The sequence below is a fragment of the Phreatobacter aquiterrae genome (genome assembly GCF_053471285.1).
In genome coordinates, this window is the sequence record NZ_JBJPHW010000001.1 from 20,099 (window position 1) to 44,427 (window position 24,329).

Below are 24,329 nucleotides of genomic sequence, written 5' to 3' on the forward strand. Positions count from 1 at the left end.
AGGCGGAAAAACGCAGGGGCCGGCCGGCGTCGCCGGTCGGCCCCTTGTGCGGTGATCAGGCCGCGAAATTGCCGGGACGGAAGTCCATGGCGAAGGCCGGAGCGGTCTTCCAGCGGATCGACTTCGCCTTGGCGGTGAAGGTCGCATTCTGGTGCAGCACCGTGTAGGCGGGGTCCTCGCGCTCGCAGATCTCCAGCATGCGGCGGAAGGACTTGCGGCGGAGCGCCCGGTCGGTCGAGGTCTCCAGAACCTCGCAGAGCGTGTTCATCTCGGCATTGGTCCACTCGCCGATCTGCTGCTGCTGGCCGTTGGGGCCGTGCTGGTTCACCAGCGACGACACCGGATCGTTGAAGGGGGCCGAATTCGACCAGTCGCGCACCGCGCGCTCCGGTCCGCGCACCATGATCTGGCTCCAGTTCTCCACCGTCTGCATCTGCACGTTGAGGCCGACGGACCGCCACATCTCGGTCAGGATCTGCGAGGTCGGGTTCTGGTTGGTGTAGTAGTTGTTTAGGACCCGGTAAGTGATCGGGTCGCCCTTGTAGCCGGCCTGACGGAGGAGATCGCGGGCGATCTTCGGGTCGTACTCGGGAACCTTCCAGTCGGCGTGGAACATGTCGCCGTAGAAGTCCCACTGCAGTCCCGCCGGCACCTTGGTGCGGCCGGCCCACAGGGAATCGACGATGGCCTGGCGGTCGATGGCATGGGTGAAGGCGCGGCGGACCAGCGGATTGGCGAGCTGGGCGTTGTTCTTGTCGAAGCAGGTGAGACGGTGGTTCTGGATCGTGCCGCCCTGCACCTCGAAGGCCGCGTTCTTCTCGATCTCGCCGATCTGGTCCGGCGGGATGTCGCAGGCGAACTGGTACTGTCCGGACAGAAGGCCCGCGACGCGGCTCGCCACTTCCGGAACCTCGACGAAGCGGATCGATTTCAGCGGCGGACGCCCGCCCCAGTATTCGTCATGGGCGACCAGCAGCAGCGAGGTGTCGGGGCGGAACTCGGCCACCTTGTAGGGGCCGGTGGTGATGGGCTTGCGGGCCCAGTCGAGATAGCTCGCAGCCTCTTCCCAGCCGCGCCGGCTCATGATGTCGGAACCGTAGCGGGAAAGGCGTCCCTCCAGGGTCACGTCCGGCGTCGCGTTGACGAAACGCACCGTGTATCGGTCCACGGCGTCGACGCGCAGCAGGTCCGGCCAGGCGCGGCGGGCGACGGCGGGAATCTCGCCGGGCAGTTCCTTGCCGGGACGCGGCGCCGGAATGTTCTCGAAGGCCTTCAGCGTCGAACGGTTCTTCGCCTGGGTGTTGCCGAACATTCGCTCGCGCGAGAAGGTGAAGACCACATCCTCCGAGGTCATCTCGTCGCCGTTGTGGAACTTCACGCCCTGGCGCAGCTTCAGCTCGACGGTCTGGTCGTCGACGCGGCGCCACTCGGTGGCAAGTCCCGGCTGCGGCATCAGGTTGCCGAGCCAGTCACGGCTGATGAGGGCTTCCCAGAGGGAGGTGAAGAAGACGCGTTCGCCGACATTCGACTGCTCGCGCAGCACGTCGAGAACGTTGGAATTGACAATCTTCTGGACGGCGATGGTGATCGCCGGGCGATTGTCGGACTGCGCCAGCGCGAAGCGCGGCACGAAGGGGGCGGCAATCGTTGCGCCGCCCATCCAGAGAACGGAACGCCGGGAGGTTGAGTGCGTCATGGTCGCCTTGTCCTGGTGCTGGGAATGGCGTCTGTGTGGCGGCGCTCGGGCGCGGCCGCGGCCATCCTTCGCCGGTGCTCTAGCCTCCCGGCATAACGGCGCTGTGACCCCGCCATGTCATGTTGATGACGGCGGGGTCACGACACTTTGCCGGCTACTGGACCAGCCCGAGGCCGATCAGGTATTCAGCGCCGGCGCGCACCGTTTCCTTGTTGCGAACCTCGAGGATGAGGCGCGGCTGGCTGGTCACCGTCGCGAGGGCGCGGAACAACTGGGGCCAGGCGATCGTGCCCTCGCCGGGGTTCCAGTGCCGGTCGGCATAGCCGTCGGAGTCCTGCAGGTGGACGTGATGCAGCATGTCGCCGGCGGCGGTGACGTAGTAGTCGACCGGCGGCGCGCCGGTGGAGGTGTAGGCGTAGTTGGCGTGGCCGGTGTCGATAGACACGCGCACCGCCGGGCTGTCGAAGGACTTCGCCAGGGCGACGCGTTCGGCGGGATTGCGATCCTCGATGTTCTCGATGACGAGCACGACGCCCATGTCCTCAGCGCGGCGGACGGCCTCGGCCAGCGTGTCGTGGGCGCGCTCGATCACCTTGTCGCGGGAACCGGGATTGTAGTCGAGGTTGTTGTAGTCCCAGGTCGTGTAGGGCGAGTGGATGACCATCTGGGTGGCGCCCAGCGCCGCGCAGACGTCGAGGCCCTGCGCCATGCGCTTCCTGACGACGGCGCGGATGTCGGGATCGAGGCTGGCGACAGTGAAGCCCCAGAAGGGGCCATGGATGCCGAGCCGGCCGCGATAGCCGTCGAGTTCGGCCTTGATGGCTTCGGCCAGCGGCTTCCAGTCGCCGTTGAGGACCTCGGCCCAGAAGAAGTCCTGGACCTCGAGGTCACGTTGGCTGTCGAGAATCCAGGAGCGATGCTGGCGCAGGCCTTCGAGCGGAAGGGCGACGCCGAGTACGGGAAGTGACATGGGAGCGATCCGGTATGGGGCGGCCGCGCCGCCGGGAGCAACGCGTCCTCATGTCCCGGCGCCACGACAGGGCGATGACAGGACCACGCCGGCAAAGGTCCCATGCGTGTCTCGCGGGGCTCCGGTCCCTCGCTCGCCATCCGGTCTGCGTGTGCCCGAGTAATGGCAACGGGACGCCGAATTATTGCCGGCTACAAAGCTGTGACGGTCTAGGAACTCTAATTTAGGATCCGGGCTGTCCGAGCGTGCGTCCTGACGCTATCTGGCGGCCGGTGGTGACGGGCGCCTCCGCAGGCCCCGGGTGGCGGACGACCGCGATGCGTTTCAGGACGAGCCGAAGGGCGTGCCAGTGGATGGCCGCTGTCACCTTCAGGGTCAGCATCGGATGGCTGGCGAGAAGCCGCAGGAGAATGCGGTCGCTGAGGGGCCGGCGCTTGCCGGCGAGCGACGCCATCAGCATCGGTCCCGATGCGTCGGTGGCCCGGATCACGACGGACACGGCGTCGCCCGGGGGGACGAGCCTGAACCGGTAATCCATCGAGCGGTCGAGGAACGGCGAGACATGGAAGGCCTTGCGGCTCTCCTGCACGATCGGCTGCCCGTCCCCGTCCGCCGCCATCACATAGAAGTGGGTCTCTCCGAAGGTGTTATGAACCTCATAGACCGTCGCGGCGAGCGCGCCGTCCGGGCGATGGCAGAAGAACACGCTCAGGGGATTGAAGGCATAGCCGAGGATCCGTGGCATGGTGAACAGCCGGATCGGACCGCCGGGGACGGCGAGACCGGCCTCGGCCAGGCGCGCCTCGACCTGTTGCCGCAGGTCGCTGCCGCTGCGGTCGCCATAGTCCGCGTCGTAAAACGAGAAAACGTTGAACCGATTGCGGGAAAACAGGCGCAGACGGGACGCCAGCGCGTCGATTTCGTCGAGATCGAGCAGCAGCCAGAAGACACGGTAGGAGAGCGCATGCGGCCGCGGCCGCAGGCGCCGGTGGGACACCGAGCCGACATAGAGGGATGAGGCCGGGGCCGTCACTCGGCCGCCACCAGCGCGGGGGGCAGGACGTGACGCGCGATGCGCCCCGAATCGTCCGCGACCTCCCAGGGACGCCTGACGCCGCCGAGGTCCTCCGCGACCGCAAGCCCGGCCTGGAGCCCGTCCTCGTGGAAGCCGGCGCCGAAATACGCGCCGCAGAACCATGTATTGCGCAACCCCTGCAGCGACCACAGCCGCGACTGGGCACCGATCGCCGCGGCATCGAACAGGGGATGCCGGTAGGACTCGGTCCGGATGATCGTTTCGGGCTTGGGGCTGACCGGCGGATTGAGCGTGACGAACAGGTCGCGGTCGCCGCCAAGGCCCTGGAGACGGTTCATCCAGTAGGTGACAGCGCAGGGGTCGTCGGGGCGGCGGCGGTCGCCGATATGGTTCCAGCTTGACCAGGCGGCCCGCCGCTGGGGCATCAGGCCGGCGTCGCTGTGCAGGACCGCGACGTTCTCGCTGTAGCGGAACGACGCCAGGACGGAACGTTCGAGGTCGCTGGCGTCATCGAGCAGGCGCAGCGTGTGGTCGGCATGGGTTGCCATGACGACGTGGTCGAAGCGCTGCAAGTGCCCGTCCGCCAGGCGAATGACCGCCCCGTCTCCAGTGCGTCGCACCAATGTGACTTCCGCGCCGGTCCACGCGGTTCCGTCGAAGTCCTCACGCAGCTTCTCGACATAGGCGCGGCTGCCGCCGACCACGGTGCGCCATGCGGGACGGCCGGCGAGCTTCAAGAGGCCGTGATTGTCGTGGAAGCGGATGAAGGCCGACGCGGGATAGGACAGGATCTCGGCGCAGGGCGCCGACCAGATGGCGCTGGCCATCGGCAGGAGGTGGTCGTCGAGGAAGGCCTGGCCGTAGCGACCGGCGCGCAGGTAGTCGCCGAGCGAGACCGAGCCGTCGTCAAGCCCGGCCGCGTCCCGTGGTGCCTGCCGATAGAAGCGCAGCAGGTCCTGCAGCATCGACCAGAAGCGGGGCCTCAGAATGTTGCGGCGCTGGGCGAACAGGCCGGCGAGGTTCGTTCCGCTGTATTCGAGCTGGCCGCCATCGAGGGATACGGAGAACGACATCTCGGTGCGCAGCGAAGGTACGTCCAGATGCGCCAGCAGCGCGCAGAAGTTCGGATAGGTGGCTTCGTTGAAGACGATGAAGCCGGTGTCCACGGCCAGCGTCGCCCCGTCGGAACCCGGCACGTCTATCGTGTTGGCATGCCCGCCGAGCCTTGCGTCACGCTCGAACAGGGTGACCTCGTGCGAGCGGGCCAGCAGCCACGCTGCCGAAAGCCCGGAAATGCCGCCACCGACCACCGCGACCGACCGTCGCCTCACTCTGCTCATCTGCTGCCGCTTGTCTTTGTTGCCCAACTGACCAATTCATACGGGTCCGAGAGCCACGTGGTTCATCGGTGTCAGCAGAGGGCGACAGGACCGCATGCATGACCTGATCCGATCGCCCGGGGTCCGCGTAAAGGAGGCATGTCCGCTGCACTTGCCATCTCTGTGCCCATCCCGCCGCCCCGGAGCCGTCCGGTGCGGCGCAGCGGCGGTGTCGTTCTGATGGATGCCAATGCCCTGATCAAGGCGATCGCCGAATCGGCTGATCGCCGCGCCTTCGCGACGCTGTTCGATCATTTCGCGCCGCGCGTGAAAGGCCTCCTGATGCGGCAGGGGACGCCTGCCGACCTCGCCGAGGAACTGGCGCAGGAAACGCTGCTGATGGTCTGGCGCAAGGCGCGCCTTTTCGATCCGCAGCGGGCTGGCGCCTCGACCTGGATCGCGGCCATCGCCCGCAACCTCAGGATCGATGCCGCGCGACGGGAGAAGCGCTCGCGGCTGCCAGACGTCCTCGACATCGTCGACGACGAGGCGCCCGAGCAGCCGGATCAGGTGTTGTCGGGGCGCGAGCGGGAGGCGCGCGTGCGCGCAGCTTTGACAAACCTCAGCGGTGATCAGTTGACTGTCGTGCAACTCGCCTTCCTCGAAGGGCTCAGCCATCAGGACGTGGCCCAGCGCCTGTCCATTCCCCTTGGAACCGTGAAATCGCGCCTGCGCCTTGCTCTCGGCAAGCTTCGCGGCGTTCTGGAGGATCTGCGATGACCCGTCGCCCCTCGCAGGAAACCCTCGCCGCCTTTGCCGCCGGTACCCTCGACGAAGGGCTCTCCCTCGTCGTGGCGGCCCATGTCGCGGTCAATCCACGCTCTGCCGCCGAGTATCGCGACCTTGTCGCTATCGGCGGAGCAATGCTGGAAGATATCGAGCCGGTGGAGATGGCGTCTTCGTCTCGCGATGATGTTCTCTCCCGGATCGATACCACGCCGGCCCCGCTCGCGCCGACTGCGGCGACATCGCCGGAGCTCGGGCTTCCTGCGGTGCTCGCCCCTTACCGTCTCGGCCGCTGGATGCCGATCGGCCGGGGCGTGGCGCTGAGGCGCGTCGAGGTACCGGGTGCGGAGGCGCGGGTCTTCATGCTGCGCGCCAGGCCCGGCATCTGGCTGCCGGCGCATCGTCACACCGGCTGCGAGTGGACCACCATCCTCGACGGGGCCTACGAGCACCAGCATGGCCGCTACGCAGCCGGCGACTTCGACGAGGCCGACGAGGAACACGCCCATACCCCGCATGTCGATCCGGAGCTCGGCTGCACCTGCATTGTCGCCCTGACCGGAAAGGTCGTCTTCGAGGGCTGGCTCGGCCGCATGCTGCAGCCGCTGGTCCGCCTGTGACAGCCAGCGGTGCCGCGCTTGCGGCCGTCTACGTCCTGCTCGCCATGTCGCTGGTCATGACCGGCGCCTTCTTCGTCGAGCGCCGCACCGGCAACTCCGGCTGGATCGACGTGACCTGGACCTTCGGCCTCGGGGCGGTTGGCGCCATCGGAGCGCTTCTGCCCTTCGCCGAAGCGCCGATGGCGCGGCGCCTGCTGGTGGCGGCCCTGGCCGCGGCCTGGGCGCTGCGTCTCGGTCTCCACATCGCCTCGCGGACCCGCGGCATCACCGATGACCCGCGCTACGCCGCGATGCGGCGCAGCTATGGGGACAACGTGGCCGCCGGCATGTTCCGCCTCCTCCAGATCCAGGCCGTGGCGGCCATGCCGCTCGGCCTCGCCATCGTTCTCGCCGCGCACCGCCCCGGTCCGCTCGGCATATCGGATGTCCTCGGCGTGCTCGTCTTCGCCGCTGGCATCGCCGGAGGGGGCCTCGCTGATCGCCAGCTCCGGGACTTCGCGGCCGATCCTGCCAATCGCGGGCGCATCTGCGACGTGGGGCTCTGGCGCTACTCCCGCCACCCCAATTACTTCTTCGAATGCGTGCTGTGGGCGTCCTTTGCGGTCATCGCCTTCGCGCCGGCGGTCTATCCGGCCGGTCTCCTGGCGCTCCTCGCGCCGCTGACGATGACCGTTCTGCTGACCCGCATCTCGGGCATCCCGCCGCTCGAGGAGCACATGGTCCGCAAGTATGGCGAGGCGTACAGGGCCTATCAGGCGCGGACCAGCGCCTTCCTGCCCCTGCCGCCCCGTACCGAGGCCTGAGGCCATGTCTCTTGTCGAGCGCCTGACCGCGTGGGGTGAAAGAACCTCCTTGCCCGACGTAGTCACCCGCGCCGCGATCGCCGGCCTGGTCTGGCGGACGGACCGGGCCTTGCGAGACGTGCCATCGGGCACCGACGCCGCCTTCGCCGCCGGGATGGAGCGGTTCCCCATCGCCATCCATGCCGATGCCGCAAACGCCCAGCACTACGAGCTGCCGCCGGAGTTCTTCGCCGAGGCTCTGGGTCCGAACCGCAAGTATTCCAGCTGCTATTTCGATCGCCCGGACGCCACGCTCGCCGAGGCCGAGGAGCGGGCTCTCGCCCTGACCATGGACCACGCTGACCTGCGGGACGGCCAGCGCGTCCTCGAGCTCGGCTGCGGCTGGGGCTCGCTGTCGCTCGCCATGGCCCGGCGCTTTCCCTCTTCCACGATCATGGCCGTCTCGAACTCCCGGTCGCAGCGGGTCCATATCGAGGGCGTGGCGGCGCGCGAGGGGCTCGCCAATCTCACAGTGGTCACCGCCGACATGAACGACTTCTCGTCGCCGGACCGGTTCGACCGCGTCGTGTCCGTCGAGATGTTCGAGCACATGGCGAACTGGCGCGCGCTGCTCGCCCGCATCCGGGGCTGGCTGGAGCCGGATGGGCGTCTCTTCCTGCACGTCTTCACCCATGTCGACGGCTGCTACCGCTTCGACACCGGGGACCGGTCCGACTGGATCGCCCAGCACTTCTTCACCGGCGGGCTGATGCCGAGCCACGGCCTTGTCAGGCAGTTCAGCGACCTCTTCACGGTCGAGGAAGACTGGCGCTGGAGCGGCGAGCACTACCGGCTGACCGCCGAGCACTGGCTCAATAATTTCGACGCCAACCTGGCCCGGATCGACCCGATCCTCGCATCCGTCTATGGCGCCGATGCCGATCTTTGGCGTCGGCGATGGAGGCTCTTCTTCCTCGCCACGTCAGGCCTGTTCGGCCATCGTGGCGGTTCGCGATGGGGCGTCAGCCACTACCGCCTTTCACCCGTCCAGAACTAGGTCCATCCGAGCTGGCGCAGCGCCAGGAAGCCGGCCGCGCCGGCGAGGCCCGTGGCGACGGTTCCGTAGGCCATGTCGGCGAGGGTGAGCTTCAGCGTCCAGACGCGCAGCGTGGCATGGTTGGTGAGGTCGTAGGTCGCATAGGCAAAGAGGCCAAAGAGCGCCCCGTTGGCCACGGCGTGCAAGAGCTGGCCGGTGGACAGTGCAGGCATCACCGCGAAATGGACGATGCCGAGCGGAAAGCCGAAGTAGAAGATCAGCGCCGGGGCCCAGCGTAGCCGGTCCAGCAGGATGGCGCCGAGTGTCGGCCGGTAGAGGATGCCGGCCATGACCGACAACCAGATCGCATCGATGATCCCGAACATCGCAAGCGACGCCACATAGCCGACGAGATAGGTCATCCGTTCCTCCGTGGCAGTCCTACGCCTTGGCTGTTCGGCTGGTTCAGTGCGTCGGAATGTCCCCCTCGCGCCCGGCCGCCTCTGTCACAACGCGCTCGACCCGCGCTGCGGCCACCTTGAATTCCGGAATTTTTCCGTCGGGATCGACCGCCGAATTGGTCAGGAGGTTGGCGGCCGCCTCCACATAGGCGAAGGGGATGAAGACCATGTCCTGCTGGCAGGCCTCGTCGGCCCGCGTCTTCAGCGTGATCGTCCCGCGCCGTGTGGTGACGGTGACGCGGTCGCCGGCCGCCACGCCGAGCGCCCGTAGCGCCAGGGGGTGCAGGCTCGCCGTCGCCTCGGGCTCCAGCCGCGACAACACGGACGCGCGCCGGGTCATGGCGCCGGTGTGCCAGTGCTCGAGCTGCCGCCCGGTGGTGAGCGTGAAAGGATAGTCGGCATCCGTCGTCTCGGCCGAGGGCCGGTAATCCGCGGGCACCAGCCGCGCCCGGTGCGAGGCGGTCGGGAAGGTCTCCGCGAAAACGATCGCGTGACCGGCCAGGTCCGGCCCGTCGACCGGATAGGTGACGCTGTTCTCCGCTTCCAGCCGCTCCCAGGAAATATTGGCGAGCGAGGGCATGGCGAGGTGCATTTCGGCGAAGACCTCGCGCGGATGGGCGTAGCGCCAGTCGAGGCCGAGCCGTTGCGCCAGCCCCTGGATGATGCGCCAGTCCTCCTGCGCGAGACCCGGCGGCTCGACCGCCTTGCGGCCCATCTGCACCTGCCGGTTGGTGTTGGTCACCGTGCCGGTCTTCTCCGGCCAGGCCGCCGCCGGCAGGACGACATCGGCGAGCATCGCCGTCTCGGTCAGGAAAATGTCCTGGACGACCAGATGGTCGAGGCCGGCCAGCGCCTCGCGGACATGGGCGAGGTCAGGGTCCGACATGGCCGGGTTCTCGCCCATGATGTACATGCTTCGGATCTGCCCGCGCGCCACGGCGTCGATGATCTCGGTGACCGTCAGGCCGGGCTCCCGATCGAGCGACGTGCCCCACAGGGCCTCGAAGCGGTCGTGATGCTCCGCAATGCCGACCCGCGCATAGTCGGGGAAGACCATGGGGATCAGGCCGGCATCGGAGGCGCCCTGCACGTTGTTCTGCCCGCGCAGGGGGTGAAGCCCGGTGCCCTCGCGGCCGACATTGCCGGTGAGCATGGCCAGCGCGATGAGGCAGCGCGCATTGTCGGTGCCGTGGGTGTGCTGGCTCACCCCCATGCCCCAGAAGATCATGCCGCGCTCGGCCCTCGCGAAGGCACTCGCCGCGGCGCGGATCGCCTCCGGCGCGATACCGCAGATCGGCGCCATGGCCTCCGGCGAGCAGATCGCGAGATGCTCCGTAAGGTCCTCGAAGCCTTCGGCGCGGGCGGCGATGAAGTCGCGGTGGTGCAACCCTTCAGTCACGATGACGTGCATCATGGCGTTGAGCAGGGCGACATCGGTCCCCGGACGGAACTGCAGCATGTGGCTGGCGAAGCGCCTCATCGCCGTGCCGCGCGGGTCCATGACGATCAGCTTCGTACCGCGCCGCGCCGCCTGCTTGAAATAGGTCGCGGCGACCGGGTGGTTCTCCGTCGGGTTGGACCCGATGATGATGATCGCGTCCGCCTTCAGCGCGTCGGTGAAGGGTGCGGTCACCGAGCCCGAGCCGATTCCTTCCATGAGGGCCGCGACCGAAGAGGCGTGGCAGAGCCGCGTGCAGTGATCGACATTGTTGTGATGGAAGCGGGTGCGGATCAGCTTCTGGAAGAGATAGGCCTCCTCGTTGGAGCACTTCGCCGAGCCGAAGCCGGCCACCGCCCTGTTGCCGTAGGCGTCCGCCGCCCGCCGCATCCCACCGGCGGCGGCGTCCAGCGCCTCCTCCCACGTCGCCTCGCGGAAATGGGTGAAGGGGTTGCGCGGGTCGACATTCAGCCCTTTCGGAGCGTCCGGACGCCTGATCAGCGGCACGGTCAGGCGCTGCGGGCTCGCCACATAGTCGAAGCCGAAGCGCCCCTTGACGCAGAGACGACCCTCGTTGGCCGGACCATCGACGCCCTCCACATAGGCTATCAGGCCGTCGCGGACCTCGAAGGAGACGAGGCAGCCGACGCCGCAGAACGGGCAGACGGATGTCACGCTGCGGTCCGCGCCACGGCCTCCCGCCTGCGTCTCCTCATCGACGATGGATTTCGGCATCAGCGCGCCGGTGGGGCAGGCCTGCACGCACTCGCCACAGGCGACGCAGGTGGAGGCCGCCATCGGGTCGGCGAGATCGAAGACGGGTGCATGGTGGCTGCCGCGCCAGCCCATGCCGATCACGTCGTTGACCTGGACGTCGCGGCAGGCGCGGGCGCAGAGGCCGCAGGCTATGCAGGCGTCAAGATTGACGGCCATGGCGGGATGGCTGAGATCCGGCGCCTGGTGAGAACCGTTGTCGGCGCGCGCAGGAAACCGGCTGGTCGGGACCCCGAGTTCGTCGGCAAAACGCCAGAGCGGTGATGCCCGGTCATGGGCGATGGCCTGTGCTGGCTGATCCGCGACCAGCAACTCCATCACCAGCCGCCGCGCCTTCTCCGCCCGCGGCGAGGAGGTGTTGACGTTCATGCCCTCTGTCGCCCGGCGGCAGCAGGACGCTGACAAGGTGCGCTCGCCGTCGATCTCCACGACGCAGACGCGGCAGTTGCCATTCGGAACATAGCCGGCTTCGGGTCTGTGGCAGAGGTGGGGCAGCGCGGTGCCGTGCCGCCGCGCCACCTCCCAGAGCGTTTCGCCGGGGCGGGCCGATACGGGTTGCCCGTCGAGGGTGAGAGCGATGGTCGCGGCGCTGCCGGTCATGGCTGTCGCTCCCGCACCACCTCGGAGCGGAAGAAACGGATGGCCGACAGCATCGGGTTGGGCGCGGCCTGGCCGAGGCCGCAGATCGACGCGTCCTGCATCACCGTCGCGAGGTCGGCGAGCAGGTCGAGGTCCCAGGCGGGCTCCTGCATGAGCGTCGCGGCCTTCTCCGTGCCGGCCCGGCAGGGCGTGCACTGGCCGCAGCTCTCGTGCCGGAAGAACTGCATGAGGTTGAGCGCCACCTTGCCGATGTCGTCCTGGTCCGACAGCACGATGAGCGCATGGCTGCCGACGAAGCAGCCGTGTTCTGCGAGCGTGCCGAAATCGAGCGGCAGATGGGCGAGTGACGCCGGCAGGATGCCGCCCGACGCACCGCCCGGCAGGTAGGCCTTCAGGCGGTGGCCCTCGGCCATGCCGCCGGCCTTCGCGATCAACTCTGCCGCCGTGATTCCAGCCGGCGCCACGACGACGCCGGGATATTGCACCCGGCCGGAAATCGACCACGAGCGCAGGCCCGTCGCGCCGTTCATGCCCTGCCCGGCGAACCAGGCGGCTCCCCGCTCAACGATGTCGCGGACCCAGACCAGCGTCTCGACATTGTGGTTGAGGGTCGGGCCGCCAAACAGCCCGTGCTCGGCGATATAGGGCGGCCGCAGCCGCGGAAGGCCGCGCTTGCCCTCGATCGATTCGAGCATGGCGCTCTCCTCGCCGCAGATGTAGGCGCCGGCCCCGCGGCGCAGATCGATCAGTCCCGGCCTCGCCAGCCCCGCCTCCTCCAGCGCTCCGATCTCGCGCGCGAGAAGCAACCGCACGCCGGCATATTCGTCGCGCAGGTAAATGACGATCCGCTCGGCCTCCACTGCCTCGGCGGCGATGAGACAGCCCTCGAGAAAGCGATGCGGGTCGCGCTCGAGGTGATGGCGATCCTTGAAGGTGCCGGGCTCGCCCTCGTCGGCATTGACCGTCATGAAGCGCGGCGCCGGAAAACCCCTGACGATCTGCCACTTGCGACCCGCGGGGAAGCCGGCGCCGCCGAGGCCCTTGAGGCCGGCATCGGAGATCGTTGCGATGACCTCGTCGAGACGCGCCGCATCCGTCCGCACGGACCCGAGGAGCCGATACCCGCCTGCCGCACGATAGGCGGCAAGCCCGATGGCGAGAGGCGAGGGCCGATCTTCCCGACGTCCGGCCCGCAGCGCCGCGACGACGGTCTCCGCCGTGGCGGTGCCGACCGGATGGCGCGCCACCACCGCCACCGGCGCATCGGCGCAGCGCCCAACACAGGGCACGGCCTGGATACGGACGGCGTGAGCGTCGGTGCGGCGGATGAGGTCGGCCAGCAGCCCCTCCGCGCCGACCATCATGCAGGGGAGGGAATTGCAGACACGGATGGTGACCGGAGGCGGTGGTGTCTCGCCCTCCTTCACGATGTCGAAGTGGTGGTAGAAGCTCGCCACCTCGAAAACCTCGGCCTGTCCGACCCGCAGTTGCTCTGCGAGCGCGCGCATGTGGCGCGCCGAGAGGTGTCCGTGGGCATCCTGCAGCCGATGCAGATACTCGATCAGCAGGTCGCGCCGCGGTGCGCTGCCGATCAGCGTCTCGACCTCCGCCAGCGCGTCAAGGTCGAGCGGGCGGCCGCGGGTATGCGTCGCGGCCTTGCCGCGGCCTGCCCAGGCGGCGGCCGGCCCTGCCTGCGATGCCTGCGCGTCTTCCCTGGATGAATCCCGATCCGACATGCCCAGATTGTGGGCAGGTCGGGCGGGCAATTCAAACCCTAAGATTGCCGCAGGCGAGCCCTCGCCTCATGCCTGAGGTGCGGCCGGCGGGTCGAAGGCCTGGATCGGCGGCAGGTTGGCGGTGAATTTCTCCACCTCGACCGTGGTGAGCTGGCCGGTGCAGCCCTGCGCGAAGGACGAGGTTCCGACGTCGCGCGTCAGCACGTTCGGATTGCCGTGAACGCACAGCGGCATCTCCTCCTCGGGGTCGACCGGGTCATACCAGGCACCCGTCGGGAGCTGGACGATGCCCGCCGCGATGGCGTCCGTCACGCGCACTCCGGCGAGGCAGGCGCCGCGCGCATTGAAGAGCCTGACGATATCGCCGTCGGCGATGCCGCGCGCCTCGGCATCCCTGGGGTTCATCCGCGCGACCTCGCGGCCGCGGTGCTTGGCCTCGGTCGAGTGGCCGCCGAAGTCGAGCTGGCTGTGCAGCCGCGTCGCCGGCTGGTTGGCGACGAGGAACAGCGGCGCCGCGGCCGTCGGCACGTCGCTCTTGGCCAGCCAGACCGGATGGCCGGGACAGTCCGCATCGCCGTGAGCGGCGATCTTCGCCGAATGAATCTCGATCCGGCCGGTCGGTGTCGGTACGGGGTGCGCCTCGGGGTCCTCGCGGTAGCGGCGGAGCTGGCCGCCATCGTCCGGATGCTGCGGCACGGTCAGGCTGCCGCGCTGCCAGAACTCCTCGAAGCTCGGTGCCGGCAGCCCCTGAGCGGCCAGCGCCGTGCGGGTGGGCTCGTAGAGATGTTCCAGCCATTGCCGCGTCGTCCGTCCCTCGGTGAAGGTCTCGCCCGCCCCCAGTCTTTCGGCGAGATCGGAGAAGATCGCGTAATCGTCGCGGGCAAGGCCATAGGGCTCCGCCACCGGGTGCATGGCCACCATCAGCGGGTCGTTGGAGGAATAGCCGATGTCCTCGCGCTCCAGCGACATCGTGCAGGGCAGCACGATGTCGGCATGGCGGGCCGTGGCGGTCCAGGCCAGTTCGTGCACCACCAGCGTATCGACCTTCGAGAACGCCTTGCGCAGGCGGTTGAGGTCCTGGTGATGGTGGAAGGGATTGCCGCCGGCCCAGTAGACGAGCCGGATGTCGGGGTAGGTCCGCGTCTCGCCATTGTAGCGATAGGTCGTTCCGGGGTTCAGCAGCATGTCGGCGATGCGTGCCACGGGAATGAAGTCGGAGACGCCGTTGCGCCCCTGCGACAGGGTCGGTCCCGGCACCGCGTTGGCGCGGCGGCCGTAGTAGCCGATGGCGCCGAGGGAATAGGCGTAGCCGCCACCCGGCAGACCGATCTGGCCGAGAGCCGCCGCCAGCACCATGGCCATCCACACCGGCTGCTCGCCATGCTCGGCGCGCTGCAGCGAGTGCGACACCACGATGAGCGACCGGCGTCCGGCAAGCCGCCGCGCCAGCGCGCGGATGGTGTCGGCGCTCATCCCGCAGATGCGCGAGGCCCAGTCGGCGTCCTTCCGGACCCCGTCGCTCTCGCCCGTCAGATAGCGGGCGAAGACCGGCCAGCCCTCGGTGTAGCGGTCGAGGAAGGCCTGGTCGTGCAGGCCCTCGCTCACCAGCGTGTGGACGATGCCGAGCATCAACGCCGTATCGGTGCCGGGGGTGACCGTCAGCCATTCGGCACCGGCCTCTTCGGGCAGGTCCTCGCGGAGCGGGCTGATGAGGATGAACTCGCAGCCGCGCGCCCTGGCCGCCGCCATGGCGCCGCGCTCGACGTGCTGGCTGATGGAGCCGCCGGCGACCATCGAGTTCTTCAGCGCCATGCCACCGAACGACAGCACGACGTCGGTATCCGTGGCGATCTGCTCCCAGGTGACGTTGCGCTTGGTGATGTCCTCGTAGCCGCAGAGGATCTGCGGCAGCAGCACCGAGGACGCGCCGGAGGAATAGCTCTTGACCGACTTCACATAGCCGCCGAGCGCCATGTTGAGGAAGCGGTGGATCTGGCTCTGCGCGTGGTGGAAGCGGCCGGCGCTGGCCCAGCCATAGGAGCCGCCGAAGACGGCGCCCGGCCCGCTTGTGTCGCGCACCCGCTTCAGTTCGCCCGCCAGCAGGTCGAGCGCCTTGTCCCAGCTCACCGGCACGAATTCATCGCGTCCGCGCCGGTCGTCGGGGCCGGGACCGCGCTCCAGCCAGCCGCGGCGGATCATCGGCTGGGCGATGCGGGCGCGATGGCGCAGCGCGCCGGGGAAGTTGTCGATGATGCCGTTCGGGTCGGGATCCCCGCCATAGGGGCGTATGTCGAGGCGGCCATCGCGCATGCGGGCGGAGAACACGCCCCAGTGCGAGGTGTGGGGACGAAAGCCGTCGGTCAGGTCGAGGCCGGGATCGGGGCGGTCGAGCGTCTCGGTCATCGGGGGCTCCCGGGGATGTCCCCCCCGCGTCGCGGTCGGGGCGGATGTGCCACCATTCAACAGATTGTTGGACCTTTCGCCACTCCGGCATCGGCACGGCTGTCGCGCGCGAGGTCCGGCTGAACGGGCTTCTCTGGACGAGAGGCCCGCAAGCTCGCACCCTGCGGTGTGGCGCGGATGACGCACGTCAAGGACGCAGCCCTATGAATAGTCCATTATGAATATGAGGGCCCCGTCAGGGGCACCGGATCATCAGGGAACGGCCGCCATGACATTCAGGCGCTACAGGAAGGTCCTCGTCTTGTCTGCCGCGTGGGCGATGGCGATCCTGTCCGTCGGGTTCGCGGGACCGACGGTCCGTGCGTCGAGCGAGGCGGAGGTGCGACGTGCCGCAGGGGTGAGCGAGGTCCGCCGGAGCATCGAGCAACGGGCGAAGGAGCTGCTGATGTCGGCGCGGAAGGGGCGTTCCTGGGTCACGCCGCGCGGCGTCACGCGCTGGCCCATTTTCATCAACGACGAACAGCGCGGCTCCCTGTGGGAGAATGTCGATCTGCAGTCTCTCGGCTTCGGCGACCATTGGCAGTCCGGCGACGGTTTGCGCCTTGAACTCACCCATGACGGGCGCGTGGTCGGAATGCTGTGGGTTCGCCATGACTAGCTGTGGCAAGCCGGCTGTCGCCGTTGCGGGAGTGGCCCGATGAGCCGTCGCGACCTGGCGGGTCTCGCGGTCATCGTCGCGACGGTCGGGCTCGCGATCGGAACCTACTGGTTTCTCTATCTCGCGCCGATTCCGCTGCGCATGGCCGTTGCGCCCGCCGGCAGCGAGACGTCCCAGTTCTTCGCCGCACTTGCGCAGACGGCCGAACGGGAAAGATATCGGGTCCGGCTGGCATTGGCGCCTTTGACCAATGTGGCGGAGACCTCTGCCGCGATCGACGCCGGTGACGTCGATCTTGCCATCGCGCGGGCGGACTACCGTATTCCGGCAACCGGGCTCGCAGTGGCCATTCTGCACCAGAATGTGGCCCTCCTCGTCGGCTGCGCGGCCCCGCCCGCAGCGCCGGCGCCGGCAGCGTCTCGTGCAGGATCGCGGGTACGGCCGCCGCCGCCCGCCATTGGCCAGCCGGAGCCGATGCAAGGCTTCGCCGACCTCAAGGGACGGCGCGTCGTGGTCGTCGGACGAGGCCCCGGCAACAAGGCCCTGTTCGAGAAGCTCGCCGCCTATCACGGGCTCGCCCTGAACGACATCGACGTCGTCCAGGCGAGATCCGCAACCGAGGTGACGGCGGCCGTCGCGGCCAAGCCCGTCGATGCGCTGTTCATGGCCTTTCCGCGCGGCGAAGCGGTCATCGGGGAGACCATCCGGGCCCTCGGGTGCAGCGGCGAGCGCAGACCGCTCCTGGTCCCGCTGGTCGAGGGCAATGTCTTTCAGGCCCGCAACAAGGTCTTCAGTGCCGTCGAACTCGTACCCGGCGAATTCGGCACCAATCCGCTGCTGCCGGCCGAAGCCGTCTCCACGCTCGGCTTCCCTTCGCTGCTCGTGGCGCGACGCGGGCTTGCGAACGACGTGGTCGAGGAGTTCACACGGCAGCTCTTCACCCAGCGACACGGGCTCATGTCGCAGTTTCCGGCAGCCGGGCGGATCGAGGCCCTGCCGACGGACCGCGGCTCGGCCTTCACCCTGCATCCGGGAGCCAGCAACTACTACGATGCGGAGGAGAAGAACTTCTTCGAACGCTACGAGACGCTGATCTATGTCGTCCTTTTCGGCTTCAGCGGCATCCTGTCGGCCATCGTCTGGCTGTGGCGCTACCTGTTCCCACGCCGCCGGAACCTCGTCTTCCACGAGCATCACGTCTTCGAGGAACTGATCGCGCGGACCCGCGTCGCCGGCTCGACCGGCGATCTCGACGAGATCGTCCAGGCAATGGACCGCCTGCTCGGCGAACTCTCCCAGAACATGCTGCAGGGCAAGGTCGACATCGAGATGAAGCCGGCCTTCGATATTATGAGCGAGCGCCTGAGTGCGGCCATTGCAGAGCGCAGGAGCGAGCTTCTCGCGGCGTCCACGTCATCGTCCCTGTCGGTCACCTGACACCCACCGGCGGCCCGCCTCCGGAGCTGCAGCCATGGGGCCAGCCGGGGTGGCGGGGGCGCATAGTCCCGGCCCGGAGGGCCTCCGCAGATCGGTGCACGGCCGGCGCGGCCTCCCCCTCGGACGTCACCGGGAGCGATCCGCCCAGGCGCCGGCCCGTGACTACGCCCTCGGCCGCCAGACGGCGGGCCTCGGACGGCGCCCCGCGGAGCCGCGGTTTCAGGGAACCTGCGCCGCCGGCGGGTGTTGATCAGGGTACGCGATTGTCCATGACCCATTGAAAGGAACGCCCATGTTCTCGTTCTCGAACAGGACCCGTTCGTCCGCACGCGACGTCGCCGATGGCGCCGTCGAGCAGTTGTTCGCACTCGCCCGCGAAATCGGGCGTCAGGGAAGCGAGGCCCAGACGCGTCTGGCTGCCGCACCGGACCATCTGCGCTCGGCCGTCGGGCATCTCGACCGGCTCGGAATCGGGCCGGTTGCGGCCGTCAGCACCGGCCGTCTCGCCATGAGACATGTGGGACGCAATCCCTCGCTTCTCGCGCCGCTGTTCGTTGTCGGGGCGGCGGTGGCGCTCGGCTACTGGCTTTCCAGGCCGGCAAAGCCCGGTGTGGCGGCGCCCTTCGTGAAGCGCGGGTCCTGACGGACCGTACACCTGCTCGCAGCGGCGGGGACTGGATCTCCGGCCGCTGCCACGTACGGCGGGCCGGGGATCGGTTGGCGGAACAACACGATCATCAGTGAAGGTCCTGTGAGAACGGGACGGTCGAATTTCTCAATTCATCGATGTCGCCCTATGTCATCGACAATGGTATGGGCACATCGATGATATATTTTTGCATAGTGATTCACATCTACATGATGTTAACCTGATATTATTCATGAAATTGGCTTGTGTACCCTGCGAAATAAAAAAAACAACACGGGAACGCCAATGTCATGATCCGAGTTGCATGAGTCTCACTGTCCAAAACAGGGGCTCATATCATGAAACGACTTCTTCTTCTGACCTCCTCGGCCGTCTTCACCGCCGGCCTCGCCATGGCGCAGACGACCCCCCCGGCCACCCCGCCCGCGGCGGCTCCTCCTGCGGCGACCTCCCCCGCCACGCCCCCCGCCGCCACTGAGCGACGCGCTGTGAACGCAGCCCCCCTCGAGAACGGCGCCAACAGCTTCACCGAGGGCCAGGCACGCGGTCGTTTCGAGGAGGCAGGCATCACCGGCGTCACGGATCTCACCAAGGACGACAACGGCATCTGGCGCGGGCGTGGCCAGTGGAACGGCCGGGCCGTGACCGTCGGCCTCGATTTCCGCGGCAACATCTCCGCCCAGTGATCCATCAATCCAGGAAAGGACATTCATCATGAAGACCACCGTTTCCGCCATCTTCGACAGCTACTCGGACGCCCTCGCCGCCGTCGAGCGGGCCGTGTCCGCCGGCATCCCCCGGGATGACATCTCGGTCCTCTCCAACGACCGGACGATCGACCGCAGCGCCTATCGCGATTACGCCCCGACGGTCACCGACGACAGCTCGGCGGGCGCGGGAACCGGCGCCGGCCTCGGCGCTGTCGCCGGCGGCACCGCCGGCATCCTCGCCGGTCTCGGCATCCTCGCCATTCCGGGTCTCGGCCCGGTGGTTGCGGCCGGCTGGCTCGCCGCCACGCTGGTCGGTGCCGGTGCCGGTGCCGCCGCGGGCGGACTGGTCGGGGCGCTGACCGGCGCCGGCCTGTCGGATGATGATGCGCACACCTATGCGGAGGGCATCCGTCGCGGCGGCACCATGGTGTCGGCGCGGGTGGAGAGCGCTCAGGCGAGCCGCATCCAGAGCCTGCTGGAAACCGGCTCGTACAACCCGCGGGATCGCGCCGGCGACTGGCGCAATGACGGCTGGACCGGTCGCGCCGCCTGACACAGCGTCTGAAGACTGAAGAGGCCCTCCGCCGTCGGCGGGGGGCCTTTGTCATGTCGAAGCGACGTCGGAAAAAGCCGTGGTGCCCCTAGCCGGGATCGAACCAGCACTCCTTGCGGAACTCGATTTTGAGTCGAGCGCGTCTACCAATTCCGCCATAGGGGCAACGCGGGCGGGACTATAGCCATGCACGGGTGCGGGTCAACGCGCAGGCCTTGACTTCGGCGCCCCCGGGACCGATTTCCCGGGGCATGAGCGAGAACCCCGTCTTCACCACGGCCGTGGCCGTCGACCAGCCCTCCGCACGCGTGGAGGCTCCGGCGAAAGTCCTGTCCGACGCCGCCCGGCGCGCGCTGGCCGAGGCCGCCGAGCGCCGCGCCGCCCTCGACGCCAGGGCGGCCGAACTCGCCGCCAACCCCGAACTGCACGGCCGCGGCGGCGCCGATCCGGTCCGCTACGACGACTGGGAGGTCGGCGGCATCGCCGTCGACTTCTGAAGGCCGGGCGCGGCCGTCAGGCCTTGTTCTTGCGATCGCGCAGTTCCGCAAAAACCTCCGCCGCCAGGCGGCCCTTCATGTCGAGCACGGCCGCGATTGCGGCGTCGTCGGCGCGCAGGAACGGGTTCGTCGCCTTCTCCTGGCCGATCGTGGTCGGCAGCGTCGGCTGGCCGCCTTCGCGCAGGCGGAAGACCTCCGCGGCCCGCGCCTTCAGCGCCTGATTGTCCGGATCGACGGTGAGCGCGAACGTCGCGTTCGAGCCCGTGTATTCATGGCCGCAATAGACGACCGTGTCGTCGGGAAGCGTGCGCAGCAGCTTCAGCGCATCCCACATCTGCTGCGGGGTGCCCTCGAACAGGCGGCCGCAGCCGAGCGAGAACAGCGTGTCGCCGGAGAATAGGATCCTCTCGGCGGCGAAGTGGTAGGCGATGTGGCCGACGGTGTGGCCGGGCGTGTCGATGACGTCGGCCTCGAGCGATCCGAACCGCGCCTTGCCACCGGGAGCGACGGTCTCGTCCACGAGCGGAATGCGGTGCGCATCGGCCGCGTTGGCGATGACGCGGGCCGATGTCGCCGCCTTCACCGCCTCGATGCCCTGCACGTGGTCGGGATGGTGGTGGGTGACGAGGATGTGGCTGATCGTCCAGCCTTTCGCCTTCGCGGCGGCGAGGGTGGCTTCGGCGTCGGGCACGTCGATGGCGGCCGTGGCGCCGGTGGCCGGATCATGGATGAGCGCGCCGAAATTGTCGCTCAGGCAGGGGAACATGTGGACGTCGGCAGCCATGCGGGTCTCCAGGGGTTCGAGCGGCTGTGAGCGTTGAGCGAGGGGACCGGATCGCGCGGCGACCCATCCCGTTCATCCTGGCTGCTATATGTCATTGCCTGCCGCCGATGGCCATTCCATTCTCCCCGCGGCCCGGCGAGCGGCCGGCCTGCAAGGAAGGAGCCCCGTGTCCGACGTCATCGACCTGCGCGCCTTCTATTCCTCGCCGCTCGGCATGGTCGCGCGGCGTATGGTGACGCGCGCCGTGCGCACGCACTGGTCCTCCGCCCGCGGCATGCTCACCGTCGGCCTCGGCTACTGCACGCCCTATCTCGGCATTTTCCGCGAGGAGGCCGACCGCTCGCTCGCCTTCATGCCGGCACGCCAGGGCGTCATCAGCTGGCCGACCGCCCGTCCCGGGCGCTCGGCGCTCGTCGAGGACGACATGCTGCCGCTGGCGGACGCCGCCGTCGACCGGCTGCTCATCGTCCATGCGCTGGAGGTCTCCAACGACGTCCAGGCCCTGCTGCGCGAGGCCTGGCGGGTGCTGGCCGCCGGCGGCAAGGTCCTCGCGGTGGTGCCCAACCGGCGCGGCCTGTGGGCGCAGCGCGACACCACGCCCTTCGGCCAGGGCCGGCCCTATTCGTCCCGCCAGCTCACCGAGCTGATGCGGCAATCGTCCTTCACCCCGATCGCCTGGAGCCAGGCGCTGTGGGTGCCGCCCGTCAGCAAGTCCCTCATTCTCCGATCGGCCATGGCCTGGGAGCGGATGGGGTCCGCCCTGACGCTGCCCTTCGCAGGCGTCCATCTCGTCGAGGCGACGAAGCAGGTCTATCGGCCGGCGTCGCTGCGACGCGAGCGGGCCATCGAGATCTTCAGGCCGGTGCTCAACCCGACGCCGGCGGCGCGGGCCGCCGTCGAGCGTCACGGAGGAACCGAAGCCGGCTGATCACCGCCCCGGCAGCTTCGATTTCAGCACGAAGAGCAGTTCGGCGATCTCCTCGTCGGAGAGCAGGGCGATCTTGCGGGCGAGGAGATTGGCAAGTTCCGTGGCCTGCGGCGAGAGGCCGGACGTGTCGATGACGATGCGCGGGTGCGAGATCTCGGCGAGCTTCGCCAGTTCCTCCGCCTCGTCCCAGATGATGCCGAAATAGGCGATGATGCGCTGGATCAGGTACCAGCTCGGCCGGCCGCGCTTGCCGTGCTCGAGGGCCGACAGATAGGCCGCGGAGACGCCGACCGCCTCGGCCATGGCGGTGAGGGTGGCGCCCTTCTCTTCGCGCAAGCTCCGGACGCGTGCGCCGAAGGGCGTCATGCCCGGCGGGCCTCGACGGCGGCGAGGGCCGCCGCGAAGGCGGCCTCGATGTCGAGCGCCGTGGTGTCGAGCACGACCGCATCGGCGGCGACGAGAAGGGGCGCGTCGGCGCGGCCCGAATCGCGGGCGTCGCGGCGCTGGATGTCGGCGAGAACGGCATCGTAGCCGGCGCTGTCGTCCGCCACCTCGCCCCGGCCGACAAGTTCGCGGAAGCGCCGCCGTGCCCGCTCGTCGGGGCTCGCGGTGACGAACAGTTTGGCGGCGGCTTCGGGCGCTATGACGGTGCCGATGTCGCGCCCGTCCAGAACGGCTCCGCCGGCCTGCCCGGCGAAGGCGCGCTGCAGGTCGAGCAGGGCCTTGCGCACCGGGCCATGCGCCGCCACCACCGAGGCAGCCTCCCCCACGTCGCCGGTGCGCAGCTTCTCGGCGTCGAGGTCGTCGAGGTCTAGGTTCTGAGCGATGGCCTCGGCGATGGCGAGATTGTCGAGCGGAAAGCCGCGGTCGAGCATGATCTTCGCCACCCCGCGATAGAGCAGGCCGGTGTCGAGATGCGGCAGGCCGTAGTGGGCGGCGATCCGTCGGGCGAGCGTGCCCTTGCCGGAGGCCGCCGGGCCGTCGATGGCGACGATCATGCGATATCCGCTCCCAGGCCCCGCATCAGGCCGACGAAATCCGGAAAGCTGGTGGCGATGAAGGCGGTGTCGTCGACGGTCATGGGCCGGGCGGTGGCGAGGCCCATGACGAGGAAGCTCATGGCGATGCGGTGGTCCATGTGGGTAGCGACCGTGCCGCCGCCCGGCGTCCTGCCGTTGCCGGCGACGATCAGGTCGTCGCCTTCGATGGTGTGATCGACACCGGCTGCGGCGAGACCGGCCGCCACCGCCGCGAGGCGGTCGGATTCCTTCACCCGGAGTTCGTGCAGGCCGCGCATCCGCGTCGGCCCCTCGGCGAAGGCCGCGGCGACGGCGAGGACGGGATACTCGTCGATCATGGAGGGGGCGCGGTGTGCCGGAACGTCGACGCCCCGGAGCTTCGAGCCGTGGACGCGCAGGTCGGCGATGTCCTCACCCGATTCCACACGAGGGTTCAGGATCTCGATCTCCGCACCCATCTCGATCAGCGTGGTGACGAGGCCGGTGCGCAGCGGGTTCATCATCACGCCGGTCACCGTGACGTCCGAACCGGGCACGATGGCGGCGGCGACGATCGGGAAGGCGGCGGAGGACGGATCGGCGGGAACCACGACGGGAGCGGGCTTCAGCTCCGGCTGTCCCACGAGGTCGATCCGCCGGCCATGCTCGCCATGCGGGGTCGTCGTCACCTGCGCGCCGAAATGGGTCAGCATCCGCTCGGTATGGTCGCGCGTCGCCTCGTTCTCGATGACCGTCGTCACCCCGGGCGCGTTGAGACCGGCCAGCAGCACGGCGGATTTGACCTGGGCGGAGGCGACCGGGGATTCATAGACGACCGGAACGGCGTCCTTTGGACCCTCGATGGTGATCGGCAGGCGCCCGCCCTCGGCCTGCTCCACCACCCGGACCCCGAAGAGCTCCAGCGGATCGAGGGCGCGGCGCATGGGGCGCTTGCGCAGCGAGGCGTCGCCATCGAAGGTGGCGCGGATCGGGTGGCAGCCGACGACGCCCATCATCAGCCGGCAGCCCGTGCCCGCATTGCCGAAATCGAGCGGCTCTGTCGGCTGCACCAGGCCGCCGACGCCGACGCCGCGCACCACCCATGCCCCCGGTCCGGTGCGCTCGACCGTCGCACCCAGCTGGCGGCACACCTTCGCGGTGTTCAGGACGTCCTCGCCTTCCAGCAGGCCGGAAATGCGCGTCTCGCCCACGGTGAGGAGACCGAACATCAGCGCGCGGTGCGAAATCGACTTGTCGCCGGGGACGGTCAGCGTTCCCGTCAGGGCGGCGCCGCGCCGCGCGGACATCGGGGTTTGGGCTTGTGATGCGCTCAAGGTCAGGGGGTCCCGCTCGGTTCGAAAAGTCTGTCCCGCGCTCTATCCCGCGCCGCAAGCCTCTTGACAAGCAGGGGCTCTGCGTCCAACTGACCCCCCTTCAAGAGAAGTCCGATCTTTATTC

At 68.7% G+C, this 24,329-nt stretch carries 23 protein-coding genes and 1 tRNA gene; 11 read left to right on the forward strand and 13 right to left on the reverse strand.

The features are described 5' to 3' along the window. Positions 1 to 55: 55 nt before the first annotated feature. From ACJ4V0_RS00095 to ACJ4V0_RS00110, 4 genes are all read right to left on the reverse strand, one after another. Positions 56 to 1,696 carry an ABC transporter substrate-binding protein gene (locus ACJ4V0_RS00095; protein WP_448297503.1) on the reverse strand — a complete coding sequence of 547 codons (1,641 nt, stop codon included), beginning with the start codon at positions 1,694 to 1,696 and terminating at the stop codon, positions 56 to 58. A gap of 154 nt (positions 1,697 to 1,850) precedes the next feature. Further along, a complete protein-coding gene (locus tag ACJ4V0_RS00100; RefSeq protein WP_448297504.1) occupies positions 1,851 to 2,666 on the reverse strand; it encodes a sugar phosphate isomerase/epimerase family protein in 816 nt (271 codons plus the stop codon). Positions 2,667 to 2,889: 223 nt separating this feature from the next. Next, positions 2,890 to 3,699 carry a DUF1365 domain-containing protein gene (locus ACJ4V0_RS00105; RefSeq protein ID WP_448297505.1) on the reverse strand — a complete coding sequence of 270 codons (810 nt, stop codon included), beginning with the start codon at positions 3,697 to 3,699 and terminating at the stop codon, positions 2,890 to 2,892. Then, positions 3,696 to 5,042, reverse strand: coding sequence for an NAD(P)/FAD-dependent oxidoreductase (locus ACJ4V0_RS00110; RefSeq protein WP_448297506.1), 1,347 nt, complete (start codon positions 5,040 to 5,042; stop codon positions 3,696 to 3,698). The genes ACJ4V0_RS00105 and ACJ4V0_RS00110 overlap by 4 nt, the downstream gene beginning before the upstream one ends. A gap of 192 nt (positions 5,043 to 5,234) precedes the next feature. On the opposite strand from ACJ4V0_RS00110, the gene ACJ4V0_RS00115 reads away from it, so the two are divergent. The 4 genes from ACJ4V0_RS00115 to ACJ4V0_RS00130 are packed head-to-tail and all read left to right on the forward strand — an operon-like array spanning position 5,235 to position 8,266. Beyond that, positions 5,235 to 5,801: a sigma-70 family RNA polymerase sigma factor gene (locus ACJ4V0_RS00115; RefSeq protein ID WP_448297507.1), complete on the forward strand. Its 567-nt coding sequence runs from the start codon at positions 5,235 to 5,237 to the stop codon at positions 5,799 to 5,801. Continuing rightward, positions 5,798 to 6,427 (forward strand): ChrR family anti-sigma-E factor, encoded by a 630-nt coding sequence (locus ACJ4V0_RS00120; protein ID WP_448297508.1) that lies wholly within the window; start codon positions 5,798 to 5,800, stop codon positions 6,425 to 6,427. The genes ACJ4V0_RS00115 and ACJ4V0_RS00120 overlap by 4 nt, the downstream gene beginning before the upstream one ends. Beyond that, complete coding sequence (locus tag ACJ4V0_RS00125; protein ID WP_448297509.1) at positions 6,424 to 7,230, forward strand: DUF1295 domain-containing protein; 807 nt, start codon at positions 6,424 to 6,426, stop codon at positions 7,228 to 7,230. The genes ACJ4V0_RS00120 and ACJ4V0_RS00125 overlap by 4 nt, the downstream gene beginning before the upstream one ends. 4 nt (positions 7,231 to 7,234) lie before the next feature. Then, a complete protein-coding gene (locus tag ACJ4V0_RS00130; RefSeq protein ID WP_448297510.1) occupies positions 7,235 to 8,266 on the forward strand; it encodes an SAM-dependent methyltransferase in 1,032 nt (343 codons plus the stop codon). On the opposite strand, the gene ACJ4V0_RS00135 is transcribed toward ACJ4V0_RS00130, so the two are convergent. The 4 genes from ACJ4V0_RS00135 to ACJ4V0_RS00150 all read right to left on the reverse strand — a co-directional run bounded on the left by ACJ4V0_RS00135 (position 8,263) and on the right by ACJ4V0_RS00150 (position 15,657). After that, positions 8,263 to 8,667, reverse strand: a complete 405-nt coding sequence (locus ACJ4V0_RS00135) for a DUF2177 family protein (protein WP_448297511.1) — start codon at positions 8,665 to 8,667, stop codon at positions 8,263 to 8,265. The genes ACJ4V0_RS00130 and ACJ4V0_RS00135 overlap by 4 nt on opposite strands. A gap of 43 nt (positions 8,668 to 8,710) precedes the next feature. Then, positions 8,711 to 11,518, reverse strand: a complete 2,808-nt coding sequence (fdhF, locus tag ACJ4V0_RS00140; protein WP_448297512.1) for a formate dehydrogenase subunit alpha — start codon at positions 11,516 to 11,518, stop codon at positions 8,711 to 8,713. Continuing rightward, positions 11,515 to 13,254 (reverse strand): NADH-ubiquinone oxidoreductase-F iron-sulfur binding region domain-containing protein, encoded by a 1,740-nt coding sequence (locus ACJ4V0_RS00145; RefSeq protein WP_448297513.1) that lies wholly within the window; start codon positions 13,252 to 13,254, stop codon positions 11,515 to 11,517. Before ACJ4V0_RS00145 ends, fdhF begins: the two co-directional genes overlap by 4 nt. A gap of 66 nt (positions 13,255 to 13,320) precedes the next feature. Continuing rightward, the gene (locus ACJ4V0_RS00150; protein ID WP_448297514.1) at positions 13,321 to 15,657 is read right to left on the reverse strand and encodes a molybdopterin guanine dinucleotide-containing S/N-oxide reductase; all 2,337 of its coding nucleotides are present in this window, start codon (positions 15,655 to 15,657) and stop codon (positions 13,321 to 13,323) included. 268 nt (positions 15,658 to 15,925) lie between these two features. Between ACJ4V0_RS00150 and ACJ4V0_RS00155 the strand changes: the two genes are divergently transcribed. From ACJ4V0_RS00155 to ACJ4V0_RS00175, 5 genes are all read left to right on the forward strand, one after another. Continuing rightward, entirely contained in the window at positions 15,926 to 16,315 is a 390-nt protein-coding gene (locus ACJ4V0_RS00155; protein WP_448297515.1) for a hypothetical protein, read from the forward strand. Between the two features lie 39 nt (positions 16,316 to 16,354). Next, positions 16,355 to 17,752: a TAXI family TRAP transporter solute-binding subunit gene (locus ACJ4V0_RS00160; RefSeq protein WP_448297516.1), complete on the forward strand. Its 1,398-nt coding sequence runs from the start codon at positions 16,355 to 16,357 to the stop codon at positions 17,750 to 17,752. 292 nt (positions 17,753 to 18,044) lie between these two features. Further along, positions 18,045 to 18,395: a hypothetical protein gene (locus tag ACJ4V0_RS00165; RefSeq protein WP_448297517.1), complete on the forward strand. Its 351-nt coding sequence runs from the start codon at positions 18,045 to 18,047 to the stop codon at positions 18,393 to 18,395. Between the two features lie 344 nt (positions 18,396 to 18,739). Further along, positions 18,740 to 19,087 carry a PepSY domain-containing protein gene (locus ACJ4V0_RS00170; RefSeq protein WP_448297518.1) on the forward strand — a complete coding sequence of 116 codons (348 nt, stop codon included), beginning with the start codon at positions 18,740 to 18,742 and terminating at the stop codon, positions 19,085 to 19,087. A gap of 28 nt (positions 19,088 to 19,115) precedes the next feature. Beyond that, positions 19,116 to 19,664, forward strand: coding sequence for a general stress protein (locus ACJ4V0_RS00175; RefSeq protein WP_448297519.1), 549 nt, complete (start codon positions 19,116 to 19,118; stop codon positions 19,662 to 19,664). Between the two features lie 80 nt (positions 19,665 to 19,744). On the opposite strand, the gene ACJ4V0_RS00180 is transcribed toward ACJ4V0_RS00175, so the two are convergent. Further along, positions 19,745 to 19,829, reverse strand: a tRNA-Leu gene (locus ACJ4V0_RS00180). 86 nt (positions 19,830 to 19,915) lie between these two features. On the opposite strand from ACJ4V0_RS00180, the gene ACJ4V0_RS00185 reads away from it, so the two are divergent. Continuing rightward, complete coding sequence (locus ACJ4V0_RS00185; protein ID WP_448297520.1) at positions 19,916 to 20,161, forward strand: DUF1674 domain-containing protein; 246 nt, start codon at positions 19,916 to 19,918, stop codon at positions 20,159 to 20,161. A gap of 16 nt (positions 20,162 to 20,177) precedes the next feature. Here the strand turns inward: ACJ4V0_RS00185 and gloB are convergent, their stop codons facing one another. Continuing rightward, the gene (gene gloB, locus ACJ4V0_RS00190) at positions 20,178 to 20,945 is read right to left on the reverse strand and encodes a hydroxyacylglutathione hydrolase (protein ID WP_448297521.1); all 768 of its coding nucleotides are present in this window, start codon (positions 20,943 to 20,945) and stop codon (positions 20,178 to 20,180) included. A gap of 214 nt (positions 20,946 to 21,159) precedes the next feature. Between gloB and ACJ4V0_RS00195 the strand changes: the two genes are divergently transcribed. Further along, positions 21,160 to 21,873, forward strand: coding sequence for a methyltransferase domain-containing protein (locus ACJ4V0_RS00195; protein ID WP_448297958.1), 714 nt, complete (start codon positions 21,160 to 21,162; stop codon positions 21,871 to 21,873). On the opposite strand, the gene ACJ4V0_RS00200 is transcribed toward ACJ4V0_RS00195, so the two are convergent. From ACJ4V0_RS00200 to aroA, 3 genes are read right to left on the reverse strand one after another with little or no spacing between them, the layout of a single operon-like run. Next, on the reverse strand, positions 21,874 to 22,239 hold the full coding sequence (locus ACJ4V0_RS00200) for a helix-turn-helix domain-containing protein (protein WP_448297522.1): 366 nt from the start codon (positions 22,237 to 22,239) through the stop codon (positions 21,874 to 21,876). Further along, complete coding sequence (gene cmk, locus ACJ4V0_RS00205) at positions 22,236 to 22,871, reverse strand: (d)CMP kinase (RefSeq protein WP_448297523.1); 636 nt, start codon at positions 22,869 to 22,871, stop codon at positions 22,236 to 22,238. The genes ACJ4V0_RS00200 and cmk overlap by 4 nt, the downstream gene beginning before the upstream one ends. Further along, a complete protein-coding gene (aroA, locus tag ACJ4V0_RS00210; RefSeq protein WP_448297524.1) occupies positions 22,868 to 24,178 on the reverse strand; it encodes a 3-phosphoshikimate 1-carboxyvinyltransferase in 1,311 nt (436 codons plus the stop codon). Before aroA ends, cmk begins: the two co-directional genes overlap by 4 nt. Positions 24,179 to 24,329 lie beyond the last annotated feature (151 nt).

What these genes read in the sequence shown, in the direction of transcription:
- ACJ4V0_RS00095 (WP_448297503.1), bottom strand. Translation starts at nt 1,696, where the DNA reads ATGACGCACTCAACCTCCCGGCGTTCCGTTCTCTGGATGGGCGGCGCA.
- ACJ4V0_RS00100 (WP_448297504.1), bottom strand. Translation starts at nt 2,666, where the DNA reads ATGTCACTTCCCGTACTCGGCGTCGCCCTTCCGCTCGAAGGCCTGCGC.
- ACJ4V0_RS00110 (WP_448297506.1), bottom strand. Translation starts at nt 5,042, where the DNA reads ATGAGCAGAGTGAGGCGACGGTCGGTCGCGGTGGTCGGTGGCGGCATT.
- ACJ4V0_RS00120 (WP_448297508.1), top strand. Translation starts at nt 5,798, where the DNA reads ATGACCCGTCGCCCCTCGCAGGAAACCCTCGCCGCCTTTGCCGCCGGT.
- ACJ4V0_RS00130 (WP_448297510.1), top strand. Translation starts at nt 7,235, where the DNA reads ATGTCTCTTGTCGAGCGCCTGACCGCGTGGGGTGAAAGAACCTCCTTG.
- ACJ4V0_RS00135 (WP_448297511.1), bottom strand. Translation starts at nt 8,667, where the DNA reads ATGACCTATCTCGTCGGCTATGTGGCGTCGCTTGCGATGTTCGGGATC.
- fdhF (WP_448297512.1), bottom strand. Translation starts at nt 11,518, where the DNA reads ATGACCGGCAGCGCCGCGACCATCGCTCTCACCCTCGACGGGCAACCC.
- ACJ4V0_RS00145 (WP_448297513.1), bottom strand. Translation starts at nt 13,254, where the DNA reads ATGTCGGATCGGGATTCATCCAGGGAAGACGCGCAGGCATCGCAGGCA.
- ACJ4V0_RS00150 (WP_448297514.1), bottom strand. Translation starts at nt 15,657, where the DNA reads ATGACCGAGACGCTCGACCGCCCCGATCCCGGCCTCGACCTGACCGAC.
- ACJ4V0_RS00155 (WP_448297515.1), top strand. Translation starts at nt 15,926, where the DNA reads ATGACATTCAGGCGCTACAGGAAGGTCCTCGTCTTGTCTGCCGCGTGG.
- ACJ4V0_RS00160 (WP_448297516.1), top strand. Translation starts at nt 16,355, where the DNA reads ATGAGCCGTCGCGACCTGGCGGGTCTCGCGGTCATCGTCGCGACGGTC.
- ACJ4V0_RS00165 (WP_448297517.1), top strand. Translation starts at nt 18,045, where the DNA reads ATGTTCTCGTTCTCGAACAGGACCCGTTCGTCCGCACGCGACGTCGCC.
- ACJ4V0_RS00170 (WP_448297518.1), top strand. Translation starts at nt 18,740, where the DNA reads ATGAAACGACTTCTTCTTCTGACCTCCTCGGCCGTCTTCACCGCCGGC.
- ACJ4V0_RS00175 (WP_448297519.1), top strand. Translation starts at nt 19,116, where the DNA reads ATGAAGACCACCGTTTCCGCCATCTTCGACAGCTACTCGGACGCCCTC.
- ACJ4V0_RS00185 (WP_448297520.1), top strand. Translation starts at nt 19,916, where the DNA reads ATGAGCGAGAACCCCGTCTTCACCACGGCCGTGGCCGTCGACCAGCCC.
- gloB (WP_448297521.1), bottom strand. Translation starts at nt 20,945, where the DNA reads ATGGCTGCCGACGTCCACATGTTCCCCTGCCTGAGCGACAATTTCGGC.
- ACJ4V0_RS00195 (WP_448297958.1), top strand. Translation starts at nt 21,160, where the DNA reads ATGGTCGCGCGGCGTATGGTGACGCGCGCCGTGCGCACGCACTGGTCC.
- ACJ4V0_RS00200 (WP_448297522.1), bottom strand. Translation starts at nt 22,239, where the DNA reads ATGACGCCCTTCGGCGCACGCGTCCGGAGCTTGCGCGAAGAGAAGGGC.
- cmk (WP_448297523.1), bottom strand. Translation starts at nt 22,871, where the DNA reads ATGATCGTCGCCATCGACGGCCCGGCGGCCTCCGGCAAGGGCACGCTC.
- aroA (WP_448297524.1), bottom strand. Translation starts at nt 24,178, where the DNA reads ATGTCCGCGCGGCGCGGCGCCGCCCTGACGGGAACGCTGACCGTCCCC.